Genomic DNA, 15,132 nt, shown 5'->3' with positions numbered 1-15,132 from the left:
GGAGCTGACCAGTACTAATCGGTCGAGGGCTTATCCAAATATGCAAGTCTAATTTGCGAGCGTTTCGTTTCGAATCTAGTTTTCAGAGAACAACACTCTGAATGGTGAAATGAAAATCGGTACATCACGGAATGTGTGTATGGTTTTCAGTTCTCTAATGGATATGGAAAGAAGATAACTTCAATCCAATCGCGTTTGGTGGCGATGGCGGAGGGGTTCCACACGTACCCATCCCGAACACGACCGTTAAGCCCTCTAGCGCCGATGGTACTTGGACCGCAGGGTCCTGGGAGAGTAGGACGCCGCCAAGCAAAGAACCACTGCCGATGATGTTCGGTGGTGGTTTTTATTTTTTAAGCGAGTCTAAATTGCCATGAACAGCTCATAATTAATGGGCTGTTTTTTTGTTGCAAGCTGCCTTGCCATAAATGATGTTCAATTCTTTTTTAAAAATTAGTACCAAGTACTAAGACTTAGTGCTATAATAAGAAAAAACGAATGAGGTGATCTCTGTAATGAATCATCAATCTATGGCAGCAATAACGGCAATGGGGACGTATGTACCGGATCGAATCCTGAGTAATGCAGATTTGGAGAAAATGGTCGATACAAGTGACGAATGGATTGTGCAACGAACAGGCATGAGAGAACGCCGGATTGCGGCAGAGCACCAATTTGTATCGGATTTGGCTACGGAAGCTGTAAAGGACATGGTGCGTCGTTATGAGGTGAATATCACCAATGTTGATATGATTCTTTTTGCTACGAGTACACCTGAGTATTCCTTCCCAAGCTCGGCTTCCCGTCTGCAGGCTAATCTGGGCATCCCCCATACGGGAGTGCTCGATCTGAACGCAGCTTGTGCAGGCTTCACATATGGCATGCAGCTGGCAGACAGTTTGGTAACCAGTGGTATGTATCGGAAGGTGCTGGTCATCGGAGCAGAGACCCTATCCAAAATTACAGATTATACAGATCGCACAACCTGTGTGTTATTTGGAGATGGAGCGGGCGCTTTTCTGGTGGAACGTGCTTTGGGTCAGGGAGATTTTAAGTCCGTCGTTTCCGGTACTCAAGGAGAAAGTGGCATGCATTTATACAAAAGTGGACTTTCAACAGAAATGAATGGTCAGCCTTTGAATGCAGAGGGCAAGCTGGTACAGAACGGAAGAGAGGTTTACAAGTGGGCAGTCCGAATGGTTCCAGAGCAATTAACGGAGCTTATTGCCAAAGCCGATATGTCACCTGAACAGATCGACTGGTTTGTTCCGCATAGTGCCAATATGCGTATGATTGAAGCGGTGTGTGAACGCGGGCCGATTCCACTGGAACGTACGTTAACAAGTATGGAGTATCGCGGGAATACATCTGCTGCTTCGATCCCGCTTGCACTGCAGCTTGCAGTAGATGAGGGCAAGCTGCAGCACGGACAGAATGTTGCGCTGTTTGGTTTTGGAGGCGGGCTGACGTATTCGGGATTAGTTGTTCGATGGGGCGTGCCGGACTCTGAATAATATCATCAAACGTACTTGGTCGAGTTATGTATCTGGTATCTGTCATTCACGAGCATCAAAAATAGTGAATAGCAGCAGCTAATAACAGCAGTCTGTACTGACAGTCGGCACTGCAATAGAAAAGTACACCCGCCCGCAATGTTGTGGATGGGTGTACTTTTTTGATTAAAGCTTCAAGCAGAATAGATAAATAATAATTTCAGATCATCGGCTATTTGAAATTAATTCCTCAAGGTGTTAACTTAGGCGCTTGGCGGTGGTGCGTGCCTTGCTCGTAGCTGTAGGCCAGCTTGATCAAAGTGCCTTCGTCAAAGGCACGGCCCAGAAATTCCATGCCTACCGGCAAGCCATCGCTGGTGAATCCGGCAGGAACCGTAATTGCCGGGAAGCCTGAGAACGGGCTCAGACGATTGTTGGCACCGGAGGTTTGACCTTTGCCAATCACGCCCGCAGCTTGTGTTGATGTAGGATAGATGATCGCATCGAGATGATTGTCTGCCATCACTTTCAGCAAGGAATCACGAGTAATTTGAGTGCGTTTCAGAACGATATCCTTGTATTCTGTTGTTTCTAGCGTATCACGGGCATCCCGAGCCTTCATGGCTTGCTCCTGGGTTTTATCAAACTGACCGGAAGCGATAATTTCGGACAGGCTGTGATAGGGTGCTTTGTCACCCAGAGAATCCAGATAGTCATTTAACTGGAATTTGAATTCGTAGCCACTGAGACTTGGATACTTGTTGATTTCGGCAAAGTTTGGAATGGAGATCGGTACAGCCGTTGCTCCCAGGGATTTAAGCTCCTCGACAGCAGCGTTAATAACATCAGCAACAGCTTTTTCTTCCGCTTTGGTGCTTGGAATGAGTTCGGGAGCTACACCGATCCGTGCGCCTTTCAACCCGTTCACATCCAGGAAGTCTGTGTAACTGGAAGGAATTTTGCCTACAGCATAAGCGGTGGCAACATCCTTTTTGTCATAACCGACAGTAGCATCCAGCATAATTGCAGCATCACTTACGGTACGAGCCATCGGTCCGCCAACGTCCTGCGTAAGTGCCAGCGGGATGATGCCTTCACGGCTGGAGAGACCAATCGTTGGGCGAATGCCGACAAGGCTGTTAAAGCTGGACGGGATACGGATCGAGCCGCCTGTATCGGTACCCATTCCCGCAGCCGCAAAGTTTGCGGCAATGGCGGCGCCTGTTCCACCGCTAGATCCGCCTGGATAGTGGTCGAGAGCGTACGGGTTCAACGTTTGTCCGCCGAGTGAACTGGAGGTCGTAATACCAAAAGCAAACTCGTGCAGATTGGTTTTACCCAAAATAATCGCTCCTGCTGCCTTCAGCTTCTTCACTTGCTCCGCATCATGATCAGGGACGGAATCCTTGAGACAAATACAGCCAGCGGTGGTTGGCATGTCTTTGGTATCGAAGTTATCCTTCACCAGAACCGGAATACCGTGAAGTGGTCCGCGAGGCCCTTGTGCAGCGCGTTCTTCATCCAGCTGTTCAGCAATTTTCAATGCATCCGGGTTCAGATTCAGGACAGCATTGAGGCTAACACCCTGATCATCGTATTTGGCGATACGATCCAGATAATGCTGTACCAGCTCTTTGGAGGTCAATTTACCTTGAGCCATTGCGGTTTGCATATCCATAATTGTGGCTTCTTCAAACACAAACGGTTTTATGTAGTTATAAACGCGATCCTTCAAAATGGAGACGTCGCTCGCTGTAAGCACAGCGTTCGGCAGGAACAAAGAATCGGTGTAGCCTTTCATCAGCCCGGCGGCATTCAGGGCACCGACGGCACTCGCAAACTCGGACTGATCCGGTACATCCTTGAAGGATTCCGGAGCTGCGTCCAGCTTGAGCCATTGCTGCAAGGCCAGTGCAGCATCTTTGCGTGCAATTGTCGCTCCTGAGAGCTTGTCCATGGTAAAAGGCACACCTGCAAGTGTAGCGGCTTCTTCCATGGCCTGCACGAAGGTTGCGGCGCTGGCTGGCGCTTTCCCTGCAAGGGCGGCGGCAGTTGAGGATTGGCTTGAAGGAGTTGCTGCGGCGGCGAAAGCCGAAGGTACAGCAGTTCCTCCCCACGATGCGGCAACCATTGTTCCCGCGAGTAATAAGGCCCCGCCTTTTTTCAATACAGATCCATGATAAGTCATGCATCCACGCTCCCTTCCTGTGTCTAAGATGATGTGTGTGTAAGGAATCTCTTGTATATATGCTTTTGCACATCTTATATTTATGTCAGGTAATCTTACAATGTTAATATTTATCCAAAAAAACGCATACAAATAGACTATGTGTTATGTTATCTTACATTTTCTCTTGTTTTCGTTGAAGTGCATAATGTTGAATATCGTCTGAAAATGGAAGTTTACAGCAATATGTTACATATATATAACATACATATTTAGTGAGTCGGGAATTGTAATAACCAACAAGGGTACATACATTTGAAATGCTGGTAGAAGAGAGACATGGCTTGCTGAAACACGCTTCCGTTTGAAAATGATATAATAGACAGATCGTTAACCGCAGATGATCGATGTTGGGGAGACTATTCAAGTTGGTTGCGAATGATTGAAGTTAGGTTCAGATAATCGACGTTATTTGCAAATGACTAAAGTTAGTTGCGATTATTAAATTTTTGAAAAGATTATGAGGTTTGGATAGAAAGGAAGAGATACAACGTGAAGACATTGGTACTCGCAGAGAAGCCTTCCGTAGCACGGGAGATTGCCCGGGTGATGGGCGCGCGTGATAAACATAAAAGTTATATGGAAGGTCCGAAATACATCGTAACGTGGGCCTTGGGGCATTTGGTGGGCCTGGCTGAGCCGGAGGATTATGATAAGAAATATGCCACATGGAATCTTGAGGATTTGCCGATTTTGCCTGAGCGAACCAAGCTGAAGGTGCTCCGCGAGACGAATCACCAATACAAGGCGGTACAGCAGCTGATGAAACGTCAGGATGTAGGCGAGCTTGTCATTGCAACGGATGCGGCACGTGAGGGGGAACTGCTGGCAAGGTGGATTATGCAGATGGCCCAGTGGAGAAAACCGTTCAAGCGCCTGTGGATTTCATCCCAGACTGACAAAGCGATCAAGGACGGATTTGCCTCACTGAAGCCAGGCAGTCAATTCGATCGCCTCTATGAATCCGCACGCTGTCGTGCTGAAGCCGACTGGATGATCGGCCTTAATGTGACACGTGCGCTCACGGTGCGTTTTAATGCACAATTGTCGGCAGGGCGTGTACAGACGCCGACCCTTGGCATGATTATGGACCGGGAGAATGAAATTAACGGTTTCCGTTCGCAGGAATACGAGACGTTAACCGCAGATTTCGGGGAGTTTCAGGCCGTGTGGCGGGCATCTGGCGGGGACTCCAGAGTTTTTGACAAGCAGGACATGCAGCAGTTGAAGCAGCGGGTGGAAGGACGCAAGGGTATGATTGCCCAGGTGAAAAAAAGCGAGAAGGTTGAGCCGCATCCACTGGCATATGACTTGACCGAACTGCAGCGGGACGCGAACCGTAAACACGGCTTCTCCGCCAAACAGACATCTAACGTATTACAGCGCCTGTATGAGCAGCACAAGCTTGTGACCTATCCGCGTACAGACAGCCGATATCTGACTTCCGACATGACTGGAACATTGAAGGAGCGGCTGGAGAGTGTCGCTGTAGGACCTTATGCCTCACTTGCCCGTCCGCTGCTGCGTAAAAACCTGAACATCACAAAGCGAATTGTGGATGACAGCAAAGTAACGGATCACCATGCGATTATTCCGACCGAGCAGACGGTGCTTCTGAATCAGCTAAGCCCTGAGGAGCGTAAGTTATATGATCTGATCGTACGCCGTTTCATCAGCTTGTTCTATCCAGCGGCCAAGTATGATTCCGTTGCTGTTACAGTACAGGTAGGGCAGGATTCCTTCCATGTGAAGGGTACAACGGTTAAGGACAGCGGCTGGCGCGAGGTATACGGCGGAGATTACACCGATGATGACGATGACCGTGCAGATGATGCCGGTGATCATGAACGTGCACTTCTGCCGGATTTGCAGCAAGGACAGTCAGTTACGCTTCAGCGCTGCCATATCAAGAGTGGACGTACGATGCCGCCGAAGCGATATACAGAAGCTGCTTTGCTGTCCCAGATGGAAAAGCATGGACTGGGTACACCGGCAACACGCGCGGATATCATCGAGAAGCTGGTCAGCTCGGACACGATTGATCGTCAAGGCAGCAGCTTGCATCCAACCGGTAAAGGCAAACAGCTGATCGAGCTTGCTGCACCGCAGCTGCGCACACCGGAGCTGACGGCCCGCTGGGAAGCCGAGCTGGAGCGTATCGCACGCGGACAAGGTAAACCCGGCCCGTTCCTGGATGGCATTCGTTCTATGGCGAAGGAGCTTGTATCCACGGTAAAGAGCAGTAAAGCGGAATACAAGCCGCATAACGTAACCAACAGCCACTGCCCGGACTGCAATGCCAAGCTGCTCGAAAAAAAGGGCAAACGCGGCAAGTTCCTCGTATGTCCTACAGAGGACTGCGGGTACCGCCGCTCCAATGAAAAACGTCTGTCGAACCGTCGCTGTGCGCAGTGTCACAAAAAGATGGAGATCAAGGAAGGCAAAGCGGGACTATATGTGCAGTGTTTGCCGTGCGGCATTACCGAAACGCTGGATAAAGATAAGCAGCATGTGAACAAGCGTGAGCAGCAAAAACTCGTGAAGCAGTATGCCAAGCAGGAATCCATCGGCTCCAATCTGGGAGACTTGCTGAAGGCGGCTATGGAGAAACAAGGAAAATAGATGCGCTCACCTTCAAGAGGGTTTAACAACAAAACGGTTGCGATACTCCTTAGGTGTAAAGCCTGTATGCTTGCGGAATATCTTGATGAAATAACTTTGATCATGAAAATTCAACAACGAACAGATCTCACTCGGGCGATAGTCTGAGAAAACAATCAGTGTCTTGGCCTCTTCAATTCGCTGCCTCTGGATAAAAATGCGAAGCGCCTCTCCAGTCTCTTCCTTGAATTTACGGGAAAGATAGGAGGGGCTTATTTGCAGTTGTCCGGATAACACAGACAGACTCAGATCATCATAGAGGTGATTAAATATATATTCCTGACATAACAGGATATCCTTTGAGAAATGTGCCCGGTGCACTTTGGCAACACGCTCGGTGAAGTCTCCAAGAATATTTTGCAGGATGGGCTCGATTGAATCAATCCGTGACAGCGTTTCGATGTGCTGAATGTAGGTGTCACTAAGCGTAAGGGCCGATTCCGAATATAATCCGCCTTCAATGGCAGCCCGAGCTCCCAGGGTAATCGCTGCAATAATCAGATTTTTTTTGCTGCGTAAAGTGTCATGTTTGGATAACGTGCCATAAACGCCGCTCAGTTCGGTGTGCTGCTGTAGATAGAGCAGCATTTTTTTCTTGTTCCCAAGACGAACCTGTTCAAATACCTTTTTCTCCGCAAGATAAGACTTGTGAAACAAGCTCCGCTCTCTCTGTTCCAGAAGAGATTGCTCCAACATGCCTTCCGTGCAGCGGCTTATGATTGTATGGTTGTCCTCTAACGCTTGATTCTGATCCAGCACTTCATGAACAGTGGACATCGAAGCTTCAACCTCCTGATGAAGATGATTTATTACGATTATTCGCAAATAAGTACCATAAATATAAATGGAAACGCTTTATATTTCAATTATAAGGATACTATTCGATTTATGAAGCGGGAGGCAGCAAAAATGTATTTGGTCATTGATATTGGCGGCACATTTATTAAATATGGGGTCATGAGCGAGAGTGGGAAGCTGCTGTTCAGGGGGAAAGAAGGCATTCAGCGAAGTGGTCTTCAGGAACTGCTGCATGATCTCTATTCCATCGTAGACAAGCAGAATATGGAACAGATTCAAGGTATAGCTCTGAGCTGTCCGGGAACAGTTGATGTGGAAACCGGCGTAATATATCATGGCGGCTCTTTTCCATTTTTACATGAGGTTAATTTAGCCAAGCTGCTCGCAGATCGATATCATACAGATGTTTCAATTGAAAATGACGGTAAATGTGCTGCGATGGCTGAATTATGGCTCGGCAGTGTTAAACATGCGAAGGATTCCGTGGTTATGGTGCTGGGCAGCGGTATTGGGGGAGGCATTATCGTGGACGGCAAGCTCCAGCGCGGAAAGAATCTGTCAGCCGGGGAGATCAGTTACATCATGAGCCGGGTTGATCCAGTAACGAAAGAAGCCGCATATTTTGGACTAGAGAGTTCGGCAGTGGAGATGGTCAAACGGATCGGAGAGATGAAGGGACTGGAGAACCCCGCGGATGGTGAGGCGGTATTTGAATATATCAAGCAGCAGGATGCTGATGCATGCGATGTATTTGACACGTACTGCACGCAGATTGCCGTTCAGATTATGAATCTGCAGTACATTTTGGACCCTGAAGTATTTGCCATTGGTGGAGGCATCAGTGCACAGCCTGTTGTGCTGGAGCGAATTCAGTGGGCGATTGAGGAACTGAAGCGGATCAATCCGCTGCATAAGGCGAGTCCTCACATTACGGCCTGTACATTTGGCAATGATGCGAACCTATATGGTGCGTTATATCATTTCCTGAGCAGTCGTGAATTGTTAATTCGTGGCTAATGTTGTACACAGTGCACCCCTTTCGTATAAGTTTTCCTCTTTTCAGGCAACGTAAGCGGAGGAGGTGAGCCTCAGATGCCGCATAACAAGCCGGAGAAACGTAATAATCAGCAGAACAAGGACAGCATTCGTGAAGAAAGTATTGCCGTAAGTCCCGAGAAAGCAGCCAAACGGGTGCCAAGTCTGAACGGTATTCCCAAACAGGAGTCGTAGCTTTATCGGGGATAGCGGGGAGTAAAGTAAAGCGGTAGTACGAAGGGAAGTAAACAAAGAAAGTAACCGGGAGGAGCAAGAAAAAAGTTGTGCCCATATTGCGGCTCTCTGCCCGCGTTGATCATCTGCCTGCCTTGGGATTATAATGGAGTCAGGGAAATGTCCCGGGACAGGGGGACCGCATAAACGTATATGCAGACCGGACTTATCGTATGGTTTATTTTTATTAATGTTGTGGCATATCTGGTGATGTCGGATGACAAGCGTCGTGCTCAGCAGCGGCGGGATCGCACACCTGAACGAACGTTGTTTTTGCTCGCTTTTATCGGTGGTGCGCTGGGTGTCTGGATTGCGATGTATCGGAAAAGGCATAAAACGAAACACGTCAGCTTTACCATTGGCATTCCATTGCTCGTATTTCTGAATGCGGTGCTGTACGGTTACTTTTTGCAGTAATATGACTCTCTGTGGAGCTGTAATTTAGGAACTGTCTGTGGAGCTGTACAGTAAACTGAGGAAGTCATTTCAGGGGTAAATGTAATGGTTTGTTATGTAAAATGTTTCGGAACAACTGGTTCGTTTGCCGCTGTGAAGGTTTAAGAGGTTACATGGTTTCCGCTCTGTGACGGAGTTAGATGTCAGACCGAAGCTTGCTTCGGATTTCTACATATATAAGGAAGGGACGGGATTAACATGTTATTTTCCAAAATTTTAGTAGCGTATGATGGCTCAAAAGCTTCCAATAAAGCACTGAATCGTGCAATCGAGCTTGCGAAGGCATCGCCAGGGGCTGTACTGGATGTCATTCATGCGTTTGATTTCCCGCGTGTCTTTATCGGAGAAGGCCTTGCACCACTCCCTCCTTCACTCAACAACGATTATTACAATCTGGCTGTGCAAACGACGGATGAAGCCAAAGAACGGATTCAGGCTGCCGGTGTTACGGCGAATGTCGATCTGATTCAAGGCGCTGCTGCGGAGGTGCTGCTGGATTATGCCAAAGAGAACGGCTCGGACATTATTGTGATTGGTTCCCGCGGTCTGGGCGGAATCCGTGAGTTCGTGCTGGGCAGTGTCAGCCACAATGTGGTACAGCACGCTCAGGTTCCTGTATTAATCGTGAAATAAAGCGGAATGTACTTCATTCTCGCAAGTAACAAGCCGGTTGCCTTCAATGGATTGAAGAGCCGGCTTTTTTCTTTTTTCGAAGCAGCCAGTCAGCCCGTTTAAGCTGAATTTGGAAGTTTATTGCATTGGGGTGTTCTAATTCCCGAACATTAGATTTGTCAATATGTTAAATGTTCGTCTTTAAGTTGACATTCGCTGTAGGGGATTGTTAGAATGTTAGATGTGTCGATCAGGTTAAAATAAGGTCGAGTAGGAACGAAAGCTGTATGATTATGGAACAGAGTCATGAAGTAGGATTGAATAGATATTTGCTCGTATAACGCCGGGAATAGGGCCCGGAAGTATCTACCCGGGAACCGTAAATTTCCGGACTACGAGGAGATACGGCTGAGAGTCGCGTGCATTCATGCGGACAGCAAGCCCCTTTGGCATGCCCAAATGAGGGATACGTATTTCTTGGAGTCCGGTGTCCGGAGAAAATGTGATATTTTCGCGGGTAACGGACTTTTTCGTTTTTTTAAAATGCTCAGATGGGAGTGGGATGTATTCATGTCAGTGCAAGTCGCTGTAATTATGGGCAGCAAGTCGGATTGGGAAACGATGAAACATGCGTGCGAGGTGCTGGACGAGCTGGAGATCGGTTATGAAAAAAAGGTCGTTTCTGCACATCGTACACCGGATTTGATGTTTGAGTATGCAGAGCAGGCGATTGACCGCGGCTTCAAGGTCATTATCGCGGGTGCAGGCGGGGCGGCACATCTTCCTGGTATGGTTGCCGCCAAAACAATGCTTCCGGTCATCGGAGTGCCTGTTCAATCCAAAGCATTGAACGGTCTCGATTCCTTGTTGTCCATTGTGCAGATGCCTGGCGGTATCCCGGTGGCGACGGTGGCGATTGGCAAAGCGGGAGCGACCAACGCAGGGCTGCTCGCAGCGCAAATCATCGGTGCATTTGATCCGGAGGTGCAGCGCCGCTCCGAAGCTCGCAGAGAACGGATCAAACAAGAGGTGCTGGAAAGCAGTGATGAGCTATGAGTAACGAAGCAATGAAACAGGCTGGAGGAGCAGGACAAGGGAAGCCTGTGCTGCTGCCCGGACAGACCACCATCGGTATTCTCGGCGGTGGACAGCTGGGACGTATGATGGCGCTGGACGGGACGGCGATGGGGTATCGATTCATTACCCTTGATCCAACCCCGGATTCACCTTGCGGCCAGATTGCACAGCAGATACAGGCGGGATACGATGATGTAGAGGCGGCAAGAGAGCTTGCGCAGCAGTGTGATGTCATCACATATGAGTTCGAGAATGTAGACGCCGAGGTTGCGGCATTGCTTGAACGTGAATCTTTTGTTCCGCAAGGCAGTGCTCTTTTATATACAACACAGCATCGTCTGCGTGAGAAACGTGCGATTGAGGCAGCGGGTGTACGCGTTGCTCCGTATCGTGAGATTACAAGTCTGGATACAATGACAGCTGCGGTGAGTGAGCTTGGCGTGCCATGCGTGCTGAAAACGGTGACTGGCGGTTACGATGGCAAAGGTCAGCGGGTGATTCGGGCTGCAGCGGACGCTGAGGCCGCATACGAAGAACTCGCAGCAACAGGCGCAGAGCTGGTGCTGGAGCAGTTTATCAAGTTTGAATGCGAGATTTCGGTTATCGTTGCTCGCAGCACAAATGGAGAGATCAAGACTTTCCCGCCTGCGGAGAACATTCATGTGAATAACATTTTACATGCGTCAATCGTACCTGCACGAGTAGCCACGGACATTCAGCTTGAAGCACAGAAGCTTGCGGCAGCCGTTGCCGAATCCATGCAAGCTGTTGGCTTGCTGGCCGTAGAGCTGTTTGTAGCCGCGGATGGGAGATTGTATGTGAATGAACTCGCGCCAAGGCCGCATAATTCGGGACACTACACGATGGAAGCCTGTGCAACATCACAGTTTGAGCAGCATATTCGTGCGATCTGCGGGTTGCCGCTCGGGGATACAACGCTGTTAAGCCCGGTAGTTATGGTCAATGTGCTTGGTGAACATCTGGAAGGTATCATCGCAAGAACAGGGCATCCTGATGAAGAGGCGATGGAACTGGGTGTCATCCCTAAGCTTCACATATATGGTAAAAGCGAAGCGAAGACAGGACGTAAGATGGGGCATGTAAATCTGCTCTGTCAGGACGCCCGAGAAGGATTGCAATGGATCGAACAAACTAATCTATGGAGGCATACAAATTCATGATTGAACGTTATAGCAGACCCGAAATGAGAGCCATCTGGACCGAGGAGAACAAATTCCAATCGTGGCTGGAAGTTGAAATCTGTGCATGCGAGGCATGGGCCGAGCTTGGAGTCATCCCGAAGGAAGACGCAGCGCTGCTTCGTCAGAATGCTTCTTTTGATATCGACCGGATCTATGAGATTGAACAGGAGACGCGTCATGACGTGATCGCGTTCACACGTACCGTATCCGAGAGCCTGGGTGCTGAGCGCAAATGGGTGCACTACGGCCTGACCTCCACAGACGTGGTTGATACGGCACTGGGCTATGTACTGCGTCAAGCGAATGAAATTTTGGAAAAAGACATCATTAATTTCATTGAAATTTTACGCGAGAAAGCACTGACTTACCAGCACACGCCTATGATGGGACGGACACATGGTGTACATGCAGAACCAACGACTTTTGGTTTGAAAATGGCGCTGTGGCATGAAGAGATGAAGCGTAATCTGGAGCGTTTCCGTCATGCAGCGGACGGCGTACAGTACGGCAAAATCTCCGGCGCAGTTGGAACGTATGCGAACATTGATCCTTTTGTTGAAGAGTTTGTCTGCAAGAAGCTGGGTACCAAGCCTGCGCCAATCTCCACACAAACGTTGCAGCGTGACCGTCACGCGGAGTACATGGCTACGCTGGCACTGATCGCAACTTCTCTGGACAAGTTTGCTACTGAAGTGCGTGCACTGCAGAAGAGTGAATTCCGTGAAGTGGAAGAGGCTTTTGCAAAAGGTCAAAAAGGTTCTTCCGCAATGCCGCACAAGCGCAATCCGATCGGCAGTGAGAACATCTCCGGTCTGTCCCGCGTCATCCGCGGACACATGGTATCTGCATACGAGAACGTAACATTGTGGCATGAGCGTGATATCTCCCACTCTTCCGTAGAGCGTGTGATCCTGCCGGATGCAACGATGCTGTTGAACTACATGCTGAACCGCTTCGGCAACATTGTGAAAAACCTGACCGTCTTCCCTGAAAATATGAAACGCAACATGGAGCGCACCTTCGGCGTGCCATTCTCTGGTCGTGTAATGACCAAGCTCATCGACAAAGGCTTCAGCCGTGAGCAAGCGTATGATACCGTGCAGCCACGTGCGATGCAAGCATGGGAAGAACAACGTCAATTCCAGGACATCGTGAAGTCCACACCGGAAATTACAGCTGTGCTGAGCGAAGAGGAAATTGCAGATGCATTTAACCCATCCTGGCACCTGAAGCATGTGGATACCATATTCAAAAAACTCGGCTTGAACGACTAATATATGTCCCTATTAGGCTAGAGAGCAGAAATGATGGGCTAGTAGAGAACGCAGAGGATAAAAATACTCCCCTAAAAGTATAGGTTGATTATGTGTTCACGCTGGAACGGAGAAGGCAGAAAAAACCTGGAGAAGCAAAGCTACAATCTTTCTGAAAGAAAGCTGCATCGTAAGCATATGCTGAGCCTTTATCACCGAATTTTCCCCATTCACAATGGGATCAGAAAAATTTGGGGATAACAGCGATCGGAAGGTTCTTCTGCATTCGGAGTGACCCCGCGTGATGAGGGGAATTGGACGTATACTTTACATCTCCTGAAAGAAGGTGACCCCATGGCACTGTCCACGGCGGCAGATCTTGTTAAAGCACCCCTGTTATACAAAGGAAAAGTACGCGAGTTGTATGATCTCGGTGAGCATTATCTTATCGTAGTAACAGACCGTATCTCGGCATTCGATTATGTGCTCGACCCGGCGGTTCCTGAGAAGGGCAATGTATTGAATCAGCTGAGCAGCTTCTGGTTTGAATTGACAGGCAGCATGATGGACAACCACGTGGTGCATACCGATGTGAAGCAGCTGGGAGACCTGATCACTGAACCGGAGCTGCTCCAGAATCGCATCATGGTTACACGCAAAGCCGAGCGCATTGATATCGAATGTGTGGTGCGCGGATACATCACTGGAGGCGGCTGGAGACAGTATGAGGCAACCGGAGAGGTCAATGGCATCAAACTGCCGGAAGGCCTGCGCAAAAACGCCAAGCTCGAAGTGCCGATCTTCACACCAGCAGCCAAAAATGATGTTGGTCATGACGAAGACATTCCGATGGAGCGCATGAAAGAGCTGGTTGGCGATGCACTTGCGATTGAGCTTCAGGAAAAGAGCCTGCGTCTCTATGAGTTCGCACGAGATTACTGCGATCAACGCGGCATCATTTTGGCAGACTGCAAATTCGAGTTTGGCATCGTGGATGGCAAGGTCATCCTGATTGATGAAATCTTCACCCCGGATGCCTCCCGCTTCTGGGCAAAAGAAAACTACGCTCTCGACATCGAGATCGACAGCATGGATAAAGAACCTGTTCGTACCTATCTGGCGGGCACGGATTGGGACAAGAACAGCAAGCCAGACCCGCTCCCGCAAGAGGTTGTAGAAGCTACAACTGCTCGTTATGTCGATATTTATAATCGTTTAACGAAATAATAAAAAGTAACGTTTGAGCGTAGGCTACGGGAAAGTTTGGCTTTCGATCGCTGTTGCCCCCGGAATGTTTGGATTCGTATCCTTTTTTCAAAAGGACACATTCCGGTTGCAAAGGCGAGCACTTCGTTTCTCCAGCTCAAATCTTTCCCTCCGCCAGTGTTCAAACTGGTGAATGAGGCAATTAAGGCGCAGGCTTCTGCAAGTATGAAGCCTGGAAATACTGCAAGATAGAGATTCAAATCATGGTTACTCAAGGAATTCAAGACATGTCTATGCGTGGGATGGCTGGTTTTTACCGTTGTCCACCGAAGCGACTGTCCCAAGGCAACTGCTTTGACTACCCGCCGAGCAACGTAAAGGGTTTAGGCCTTTAAAAAATATCGCCGCAGGATTAAGCGCAGGGGTGGAATGGTTCACGAAGGAGCGAAGCGTCCGCCTTTGTTCCCGGGTTTTGACCGCAGCGCGGGCCAAAACGAATCAAGAAAAACCTGGGAACAACCAGCGGCCGGAGGAAGCATCCACACCGAAGCGACCGTTCCAAGGCTACCCGTTACTTTTTTAACAGCATAAAGCATTTATCCCGTTCATTACTGAGGAGGAACTTCGAATCATGATCAAAGCAACCGTATATGTCACTATCAAGCAAAGCGTACTCGACCCGCAAGGCGTAGCCGTTCAAGGTGCCCTGCATTCCATGGGATTCAACGAAGTGGAAAGTGTACGAATCGGTAAAGTCATGGAACTGAACCTGGATACAACGGATCGTGTGGAAGCAGAGAAACGATTGAAAGTGATGTGTGAGAAACTGCTCGCTAACACCGTTGTTGAAGATTACCGCTACGAATTGGAGGCTTAAT

Annotated in this window: 13 protein-coding genes, 1 rRNA gene and 1 riboswitch; of the genes, 12 read left to right on the top strand and 2 right to left on the bottom strand. The window is 48.9% G+C overall.

Going from position 1 to position 15,132, the window contains the following annotated elements:
- Nucleotides 1-194: 194 nt before the first annotated feature.
- Nucleotides 195-311: ribosomal RNA gene (gene rrf / locus IEW26_RS25105) — 5S ribosomal RNA — on the top strand.
- Nucleotides 312-515: 204 nt separating this feature from the next.
- Nucleotides 516-1,514, top strand: coding sequence for a ketoacyl-ACP synthase III (locus tag IEW26_RS25100; RefSeq protein ID WP_188594351.1), 999 nt, complete (start codon nucleotides 516-518; stop codon nucleotides 1,512-1,514).
- Between the two features lie 229 nt (nucleotides 1,515-1,743).
- On the opposite strand, the gene IEW26_RS25095 is transcribed toward IEW26_RS25100, so the two are convergent.
- A complete protein-coding gene (locus tag IEW26_RS25095) occupies nucleotides 1,744-3,681 on the bottom strand; it encodes an amidase family protein (RefSeq protein WP_188594350.1) in 1,938 nt (645 codons plus the stop codon).
- Between the two features lie 531 nt (nucleotides 3,682-4,212).
- Here IEW26_RS25095 and IEW26_RS25090 point away from each other — a divergent pair.
- Nucleotides 4,213-6,342, top strand: a complete 2,130-nt coding sequence (locus IEW26_RS25090) for a DNA topoisomerase III (RefSeq protein WP_188594349.1) — start codon at nucleotides 4,213-4,215, stop codon at nucleotides 6,340-6,342.
- Between the two features lie 12 nt (nucleotides 6,343-6,354).
- Here IEW26_RS25090 and IEW26_RS25085 read toward each other — a convergent pair whose 3' ends face one another.
- Nucleotides 6,355-7,158 carry a helix-turn-helix domain-containing protein gene (locus IEW26_RS25085; protein ID WP_188594348.1) on the bottom strand — a complete coding sequence of 268 codons (804 nt, stop codon included), beginning with the start codon at nucleotides 7,156-7,158 and terminating at the stop codon, nucleotides 6,355-6,357.
- A 132-nt stretch (nucleotides 7,159-7,290) separates the two neighbouring features.
- On the opposite strand from IEW26_RS25085, the gene IEW26_RS25080 reads away from it, so the two are divergent.
- From IEW26_RS25080 to purS, 9 genes are all read left to right on the top strand, one after another.
- The gene (locus IEW26_RS25080; RefSeq protein ID WP_145405562.1) at nucleotides 7,291-8,196 is read left to right on the top strand and encodes an ROK family protein; all 906 of its coding nucleotides are present in this window, start codon (nucleotides 7,291-7,293) and stop codon (nucleotides 8,194-8,196) included.
- Nucleotides 8,197-8,271: 75 nt separating this feature from the next.
- Nucleotides 8,272-8,409 carry a hypothetical protein gene (locus IEW26_RS25075; protein WP_167434190.1) on the top strand — a complete coding sequence of 46 codons (138 nt, stop codon included), beginning with the start codon at nucleotides 8,272-8,274 and terminating at the stop codon, nucleotides 8,407-8,409.
- A gap of 192 nt (nucleotides 8,410-8,601) precedes the next feature.
- A complete protein-coding gene (locus tag IEW26_RS25070; RefSeq protein ID WP_111273772.1) occupies nucleotides 8,602-8,865 on the top strand; it encodes a DUF1294 domain-containing protein in 264 nt (87 codons plus the stop codon).
- A 237-nt stretch (nucleotides 8,866-9,102) separates the two neighbouring features.
- A complete protein-coding gene (locus tag IEW26_RS25065; protein ID WP_188594347.1) occupies nucleotides 9,103-9,537 on the top strand; it encodes a universal stress protein in 435 nt (144 codons plus the stop codon).
- A gap of 292 nt (nucleotides 9,538-9,829) precedes the next feature.
- Nucleotides 9,830-9,931: riboswitch (purine riboswitch) on the top strand.
- A gap of 155 nt (nucleotides 9,932-10,086) precedes the next feature.
- Nucleotides 10,087-10,572 (top strand): 5-(carboxyamino)imidazole ribonucleotide mutase, encoded by a 486-nt coding sequence (gene purE, locus IEW26_RS25060; RefSeq protein ID WP_110897944.1) that lies wholly within the window; start codon nucleotides 10,087-10,089, stop codon nucleotides 10,570-10,572.
- Complete coding sequence (purK, locus tag IEW26_RS25055) at nucleotides 10,569-11,774, top strand: 5-(carboxyamino)imidazole ribonucleotide synthase (protein ID WP_373288566.1); 1,206 nt, start codon at nucleotides 10,569-10,571, stop codon at nucleotides 11,772-11,774. The genes purE and purK overlap by 4 nt, the downstream gene beginning before the upstream one ends.
- Entirely contained in the window at nucleotides 11,771-13,069 is a 1,299-nt protein-coding gene (gene purB, locus IEW26_RS25050; protein WP_111273770.1) for an adenylosuccinate lyase, read from the top strand. The genes purK and purB overlap by 4 nt, the downstream gene beginning before the upstream one ends.
- 333 nt (nucleotides 13,070-13,402) lie before the next feature.
- Entirely contained in the window at nucleotides 13,403-14,275 is an 873-nt protein-coding gene (locus IEW26_RS25045; RefSeq protein WP_111273769.1) for a phosphoribosylaminoimidazolesuccinocarboxamide synthase, read from the top strand.
- Nucleotides 14,276-14,885: 610 nt separating this feature from the next.
- Nucleotides 14,886-15,131 (top strand): phosphoribosylformylglycinamidine synthase subunit PurS, encoded by a 246-nt coding sequence (gene purS, locus IEW26_RS25040; RefSeq protein ID WP_110897836.1) that lies wholly within the window; start codon nucleotides 14,886-14,888, stop codon nucleotides 15,129-15,131.
- Nucleotide 15,132: the final 1 nt, after the last annotated feature.

This window comes from Paenibacillus silvae (assembly GCF_014639235.1).
In the GTDB taxonomy this organism is placed as follows: Bacteria; Bacillota; Bacilli; order Paenibacillales; family Paenibacillaceae; genus Paenibacillus; species Paenibacillus silvae.
The sequence above is the reverse complement of the archived record's forward strand: the minus strand, read 5'-3'. Positions and strand labels throughout refer to the sequence as shown.